Origin of the sequence: Stenotrophomonas sp. S49 (assembly GCF_016624905.1) — a bacterium.
Taxonomy (GTDB): domain Bacteria; phylum Pseudomonadota; class Gammaproteobacteria; order Xanthomonadales; family Xanthomonadaceae; genus Stenotrophomonas.
This window is the reverse complement of sequence record NZ_JACVUD010000031.1, coordinates 36,239-42,883: the sequence shown is the minus strand read 5'-3', so window position 1 is coordinate 42,883 and position 6,645 is coordinate 36,239. Positions and strand designations below refer to the sequence as shown.

Here is a 6,645-nt window from a genome sequence, read left to right as displayed (position 1 = left end):
CCTTGCCCTCCCTTTTCTTTATCTGGGGGGGGCCGACCGTTGGGCGGCCCTCCTGGAAAGCGTGCCGACCAACGGTTGGCACCTACTTGCCGGTCTTCACTTCGGTCCACAGGCGGGTGTAGAGCTTGTCGGTTTCCGGGGTGTTGATCGAGTAGGTGAACATCTTCGCGGCGACGTCGGCCGGGGGGTAGATGGTCGGGTCGGTGCGGATCGCTTCGTCCACCAGCGGGGTGGCGGCGGTCACCGGGTTGGCGTAGTGGATGAAGTTGGTGTTGGCTGCGGCAACCTTCGGTTCCAGCAGGTAGTTGATGAAGGCGTAGGCGGCTTCGGGGTGCTTGGCGTCCTTGGGGATGGCCAGCATGTCGAACCACTGCGGGGCGCCTTCCTTGGGGATCGAATAAGCCACGTGCACGCCGTTGCTGGCTTCTTCGGCGCGGTCGCGGGCCTGGATGATGTCACCCGACCAGCCCACCACCAGGCAGGTGCCGCCGTTGGCCAGCGAGCCCACGTACTGCGAGGAGTGGAAGTTCTGCACGTACGGGCGGATCGACTTCAGCAGGTCGGCGGCCTTCTGCAGTTCGGCCGGGTCGCCGCTGTGCGGGTCCAGGCCCAGGTAATGCAGGGCGATCGGGATCATGTCGGCCGGCGTGTCCAGGATGGTCACGCCGCAGTCCTTCATCTTCGCGATGTTTTCCGGCTTGAAGATGAGGTCCCAGCTGTTGGCGATGTCGGCGCTGCCGCCGAAACGCTCCTTCAGCATGTCCACGTTGTAGCCGATGCCGGTGGTGCCGATCATGTACGGCACGCCGTACTTGTTGTCCGGGTCCTGGGTGGCGATGCGCTGCATCACCGACGGGTCCAGGTTGGCCAGGTTCGGAATCTTGCTCTTGTCCAACGGCAGGAACACGCCGGCCTGGATCTGGCGGCCGAAGAAGTTCAGCGTGGGCACCACCACGTCATAGCCGCTGTTGCCGGCCAGCAGCTTGGTTTCGACCATCTCGTCGCTGTCGAACACATCGTAGGTGACCTTCGTCCCGCTCTCCTTCTCGAAGTTGGGGATGGTGTCTTCGGCGATGTAGTCGCTGTAGTTGTAGACGTTCAGGACCTTGCTGTCCTGCGCGCCACCGTTGCCACCGCCGCCACAGGCGGCGAGCAAGGCGGAGGCCAGGCCGAGCGTGAGGATACGCAGCTTCATCGGGTGCTCCAGAATGCGGGTGGGGGGCCGGCCGGGCCGGCGACGGGTGCCAGCCTACCCCCCGGCGGCTCATTCATCAATTGCGGGTCTTCACACGTTCAACAGCAGGAACTCACGCTCCCAGGAGCTGATCACCCGGAAAAAGGTCTCGTATTCCTTGCGCTTGACCGAGATGTAGGCGCGGCAGAAGCGCTCGCCCAGCAGGGCCTGCAGCTCACTGCACTGTTCCAGCCCATCAAGCGCTTCGCCCAGCGAGCGCGGCAGGTTGTAGCCCAGCTCCTTGGCGCTGCCGGTCACCGGCGCGTCCGGGGCCAGCCGCTCGCGGATACCGAGCAGGCCGCAGGCCAGGGTCGCGGCCATCGCCAGGTAGGGGTTGGCATCGGAACCGGCGAAGCGGCTTTCCACCCGCATGTTTTCCGGCGTGTCCAGCGGCACGCGCAGACCGCAGGTGCGGTTGTCATAGCCCCAGTGCACATTGCTGGGCGAGACTTCGCCGAACACCAGGCGACGGTAGGAATTGACGTTGGGGGCGAAGAAGGCCATCGCCTGCGGCACGTATTTCTGCAGGCCGCCCAGGTAGTGGCCGAATACCGGGCTGAACTCACCTTCGGCGTGGGTTTCGCCGGCGAACACGTTGCTGCCGTCGCTCACCCGCACCAGGCTCTGGTGGATGTGCATGGCACTGCCCGGTTCGTTTTCCATCGGCTTGGCCAGGAAGGTGGCGTACACGCCGTGGCGCATGGCCGCCTCGCGCATGGTGCGCTTGAACAGGAATACCTGGTCGGCCAGGTCCATCGCATCGGCATGGGTGAAGTTGACCTCCAGCTGCGCCGCGCCGGATTCGTGGATCAAGGTGTCCACGTCCAGCTTCATGGCATCGGCGTAGTCGTACATCAGGTCAAGGATGGGATCGAATTCGTTCACCGCATCGATCGAGTACGACTGCCGCGCCGTTTCCGGGCGCCCGGAGCGGCCGGCCGGCGGCAGCAGCGGGAAGTCCGGGTCGGTGTTCTTCTGCACCAGGAAGAATTCCAGTTCCGGTGCCACCACCGGGCGCAGGCCCAGTTCGGCATAGGCGGCCAGCACGCGGCGCAGTACGTTGCGCGGGGCCAGCTCGTGCGGCTCGCCGCTCTTGGTGTAACAGTCATGGATGACCTGCGCGGTGGCATCGGCCGCCCACGGCACCATGCGCACCGTGTCCGGGTCCGGGCGCAGCATCATGTCCGAGTCCGACGGCGAGGTCAGGTCGTAGTAGTCATCGGGAAATTCGCCGGTGACGGTGGTGGCGAAGATGCCCTCGGGCAGGCGCGTGCCGTAGTCGTGCGAGAACTTGTCGGCGGGAATGATCTTGCCGCGCGCGTTGCCGGTGATGTCCGGCACCAGGCATTCCACTTCGGTGATGCGCCGTTCCTTCAGCCAGCGCAGCAGGCTGCTTTCCTGCGGCTCGTGGGGCGTGGCCGTCTTGCGCGGGCGCGGTCGGGAACTCATCGGGCATCCAGTCGTTTCTGTTGGTACTGACGGCAAGCTTGGCCGAAAGCACGGAAAATAGCGTGATAGAACGGCGTCTGCGTGACACGCCACTCCGGGTGCCACTGTACGCCCAGCACGAAGCGGTGGTGGCCACTGCGTGCGGCTTCGACCAGACCATCGCTGGCGGTGGCCTCGACCTGCAGCGCCGGTGCCAGCCGCGCAATGCCCTGCCCGTGCACCGAATTGACCTGCGCCGTGTCGCCGCCGTGCCACTGTGAAAGCCAGCCGCCGGCGACCAGTTGCACGCTGTGCGCCGGCCCGTACTGCACCTCGACCGCGGCCTGCGGATCTTCACGATGGTCGGCCAGGCCCGGCACGGCATGTACCTGCGGGTGCAGGCTGCCGCCCAGGCTGACATTCAGTTCCTGGAAGCCACGGCAGACCGCCAGCACCGGCAGGTCCAGCGCAAGGGCGACCTGCAGCAGCGCGAACGCGTTGGCATCGCGCGCCGGGTCATGCGGGTTTCCCGGCCAGGTGCGCCCGCCTTCGTAGTGCTGCGGCTCGATGTTGCTGACCGCGCCGGTCAGCAGCAGCCCGTCCAGATCCTGCAGCCAGTCTGCGGCAGGCAACGGCGGTTGCAGGCTGGGGAGCAGCCACGGCGTCACCTCGGCGGCGTCCACCAGTGCGCGGACGTACTTTTCGCCAGCCACCGCGAAACGATGGTGGCCCATGACGGTGCTGTCGGTGGGCAGGCCCACCGCGGGCAGGCGGCGCATGCAGGACTCCTTGGCGTGCCTGCACGGTACCTGCGCCGTGGCCAGGGCGGCAAGCCGTCGCCATCACGTCCACGGGCACGCCGCTGGGCGAAACTACGCGGGTGAACAGCGCCTCCCCTGCCCCGTCCGAACCGCCCACCGTACGCCTGCGAGGGCCTCTGTGAGCGCGGCCTTCCCGCCCAGCTGGTACGCGGCCAGCTTGCCCGAGCCGTCGCCACTGCCACCCCTGCAAGGCCAGGTGCAGGCCGACGTGGCGGTGCTGGGCGCCGGCTACACCGGCCTGACCGCCGCGCTGGAACTGGCCGCACGCGGCTACCGGGTGGTGGTGCTGGAAGCGCAGCGGATCGGCTGGGGAGCGTCGGGCCGCAACGGCGGCCAGGCGCTGGTGGGCTACGGCTGCGAAGTGGACACGCTGGAGCGCGAGGTCGGCCGCGCCGACGCCCGCCTTCTGTTCGACTGGTCACGCGAGGCCGTGCAGGCAATGCGCCGGCGCATCGATCGCCATGCCATTGATTGCCACTGGGTGGAAGGTCACGCCAGCGTGGCCATCCGCGCCCGCCACGAGCGCGAGCTGCTGGGGCATTGCGAACACCTGCAGCGCCACTACGACTACCCCATGCAATGGTGGGACCGCCCCACCCTTGCCGCCCAGCTGGACAGCCCGCGCTACCGCGCGGCCATGTTCGACCCACTCAGTGCCCACCTGCACCCGCTGGCCTACGCACGCGGCCTGGCCGACGCGGCGCGTGCGGCCGGGGTGGTCATCCACGAACGCTCACCGGTGGTGCGGCTGCAGCGCGGTTCGGCGCCGGCCCTGCACACGGCCGCCGGCAGCGTGCACGCCCGCCATCTGGTGGTGGCGGGCAACGCGCTGCTGCAGGGCCTGTTGCCCGACCTGGAGCGCCGCATCATGCCGGTCGGCACCTACGTGGGCGCCAGCGCACCGCTGGGCGCCGAACGCGCGCGCGCATTGATCGCCAACAACATGGCGGTGGCAGACACCGCCTGGGCGCTGGACTACTTCCGCCTCAGCCACGACCACCGCCTGCTGTTCGGCGGCCGCGCCAGCTATTCGGCGCTGCCGCCGCCGGGCCTGCGCCGGGTGATGCAGCGGCGCATGCAGCAGGTCTTCCCACAGCTGGCCGATGTAGGCCTGGAACAGGTCTGGGGCGGCTTCGTGGACATCACCCGCAACCGCGCCCCGCACTGGGGCCGGCTGGACCCCACCCTGTACTTCGCGCAGGGCTTTTCCGGCCACGGCGTGGCCGCGGCCGGGCTGGCCGGCGAAGTGATCGCCGCGGCGATCGCCGGCCAGAGCGAACGCCTGGACGTCTACCAGCGCCTGCACCACGCCCCCTTCCCGGGCGGGCGCCTGCTGCGGACCCCGCTGCTGGTGGCGGCCATGTCCTGGTACAAGCTGCGCGACGCCCTGTGGTAACCGCCTGATGTGAAAGTGTGAACCCGGTCAGCACCTGCGTCCCGCGGTGGGCACCGGCCGCCGCGGCACGCCGGTTGCAGGCAATTGCAAGCATCCGCGTCAGCCGATACTGTCGCGGACTGGGGCCAGGTGCGATGCCTGGGTGGCGCTTACGCGCAGCAGCAAGGGAGGCTTGCGATTGAACTGGTGGACGAATGGAATTCGCCTGGATGTGCGTATCCGGCCGGCGGGGCTTGCTCTGGCGGCGCTGTATGCGCTTGCCTGCTGGGCCACCCGGCAGATTTCGCTGGACCAGTTCTACCTGCCGGCCGGCATCCGCGTGGCCGCGCTGCTGCTGTGCCCGCCCCGGCTGTGGGGCTATCTGATCCTGGGCGAATACGCCTACTTCGCGCAGATGCGCTACCCCATGGTCGACCGCTATGGCCTGCCGTGGGTGGTGCTGGCATCGGCCTGCCTGATACCGGCGGTCGCCCTGGTGGTGGGCCTGCACCGTCGTCGCCTGGCCACGGCCGGTGAAGGCTGGGTACTGTCCATCGCCGCGTGGGCCGCGCTGGCCACCGTGGTACTGAAGCTGGGCCTGGCCCATCTGCTGTGGCCCACCCCGCCGTCCGATCCGGTGCTGGGCACCGCCGTGCGCTACGTGCTGGGCGACTACATCGCCATCATCACCGTGGTCCCGCTGGCTCTGCTGTGGTCGCAGCGCAGTGCGGGCCATGACTGGTCCAGCTGGCGGCAGTGGCCGACGCTGGCATCGCTGGCAGCCATGCTGCTGCTGGGCGGCGCGGCAATCTGGGCCGGCGCCAGTTCCGATCCGGCCAAGACCAGCCTGCAGCTGCTGATGGCCCTGCCTGCAGTGGCTCTGACCTGCATGCACGGCTGGCGTGGCGCGGCGGTGGCCGTGCCGCTGCTGAACATGCTGATCAGCGTGGGCACGCCCAGCAGTGGCCTGCCCGGCTCGTTCGACGAGCGCACCTTCATGACCGTGCAGATCGTGGCAGTAGCCGGTACCGCGCTGCTGGCGCTGGGCTCGCGCATCAGCCAGCACTACCACCAGTACGCGCACCACGACCAGGCCGGTCGGCAGGCCGCCGACTTTTCCCGCAACGCGCACATCGCCAACGAAATGGACCTGCGCCAGCGTGCGTTGGCGCTGCGCCGGATTGCCGATGACATTGAAGCATCGCTGGGCAAGACCGCCGAACTGCTGAAGCTGCACGGCCACCACGAACCCGCGCGGCAACTGCTGGGCACAGCGACGAGCCATTCACGACAGTTCCGCGAGCTGACCAGCATGGTCTACCCGGCCGAGCTGGAGCAGCTGGGGCTGTACCTGGCCCTGCAGGCCAGCGGCATCCACCAGGCCTGGGACGCGACAGATCGCCTGGGCCGTCACCAGCTGCAGGGCGACCCCTGCCAGTTGAACCTGGGCCTGCAGTTGGCCACCTACCGCACCCTGGCCGAGGCCGTGTCACTGCTGCTGAACGGCGAGCGTGGGCAGATCCAGGTGCGCGCACGCTGCGGTCGACGCGGCGCGCAGCGCGGAATCGTAGTAACGGTGGGTCTGCTGGACCGCCACCGTACGCTGTCTGAGGAAACCATGGCGCTGGCGCGGCGCCGGTTGAGCGCGCGGGCCATCGCCTACGGCGGCCGCGTGGACTGCCGTGGCAACCGCATCCGCATGCTGCTGCTGGATTCACCGGCGCAGGTGGAACAGGACGCCCCGCTGCGGGCACGGCTGGCGCCACACGGCCTGGGCTGAGCGCAGC

Annotated in this window: 5 protein-coding genes; 2 read left to right on the top strand and 3 right to left on the bottom strand. The window is 68.5% G+C overall.

All coding sequences use genetic code 11. The annotated features are described in order from the left end of the window. Positions 1-82: 82 nt before the first annotated feature. The 3 genes from IAE58_RS09115 to IAE58_RS09105 form a co-directional block, all read right to left on the bottom strand. Complete coding sequence (locus IAE58_RS09115) at positions 83-1,195, bottom strand: polyamine ABC transporter substrate-binding protein (RefSeq protein ID WP_108761659.1); 1,113 nt, start codon at positions 1,193-1,195, stop codon at positions 83-85. Between the two features lie 90 nt (positions 1,196-1,285). Then, a complete protein-coding gene (locus IAE58_RS09110) occupies positions 1,286-2,683 on the bottom strand; it encodes a glutamine synthetase family protein (protein WP_199933952.1) in 1,398 nt (465 codons plus the stop codon). Next, positions 2,680-3,441: a gamma-glutamyl-gamma-aminobutyrate hydrolase family protein gene (locus IAE58_RS09105; RefSeq protein WP_199933953.1), complete on the bottom strand. Its 762-nt coding sequence runs from the start codon at positions 3,439-3,441 to the stop codon at positions 2,680-2,682. The genes IAE58_RS09110 and IAE58_RS09105 overlap by 4 nt, the downstream gene beginning before the upstream one ends. Before the next feature lie 199 nt (positions 3,442-3,640). Here IAE58_RS09105 and IAE58_RS09100 point away from each other — a divergent pair, with 199 nt between their 5' ends. Together IAE58_RS09100 and IAE58_RS09095 are read left to right on the top strand one after the other, a co-directional pair. Beyond that, complete coding sequence (locus IAE58_RS09100) at positions 3,641-4,879, top strand: FAD-binding oxidoreductase (RefSeq protein ID WP_233614949.1); 1,239 nt, start codon at positions 3,641-3,643, stop codon at positions 4,877-4,879. A 178-nt stretch (positions 4,880-5,057) separates the two neighbouring features. Continuing rightward, positions 5,058-6,638 (top strand): MASE1 domain-containing protein, encoded by a 1,581-nt coding sequence (locus IAE58_RS09095; RefSeq protein WP_233614947.1) that lies wholly within the window; start codon positions 5,058-5,060, stop codon positions 6,636-6,638. The last annotated feature ends 7 nt before the right edge of the window (positions 6,639-6,645 follow it).

What these genes read in the sequence shown, in the direction of transcription:
- IAE58_RS09115 (WP_108761659.1), bottom strand. Translation starts at nt 1,195, where the DNA reads ATGAAGCTGCGTATCCTCACGCTCGGCCTGGCCTCCGCCTTGCTCGCC.
- IAE58_RS09110 (WP_199933952.1), bottom strand. Translation starts at nt 2,683, where the DNA reads ATGAGTTCCCGACCGCGCCCGCGCAAGACGGCCACGCCCCACGAGCCG.
- IAE58_RS09105 (WP_199933953.1), bottom strand. Translation starts at nt 3,441, where the DNA reads ATGCGCCGCCTGCCCGCGGTGGGCCTGCCCACCGACAGCACCGTCATG.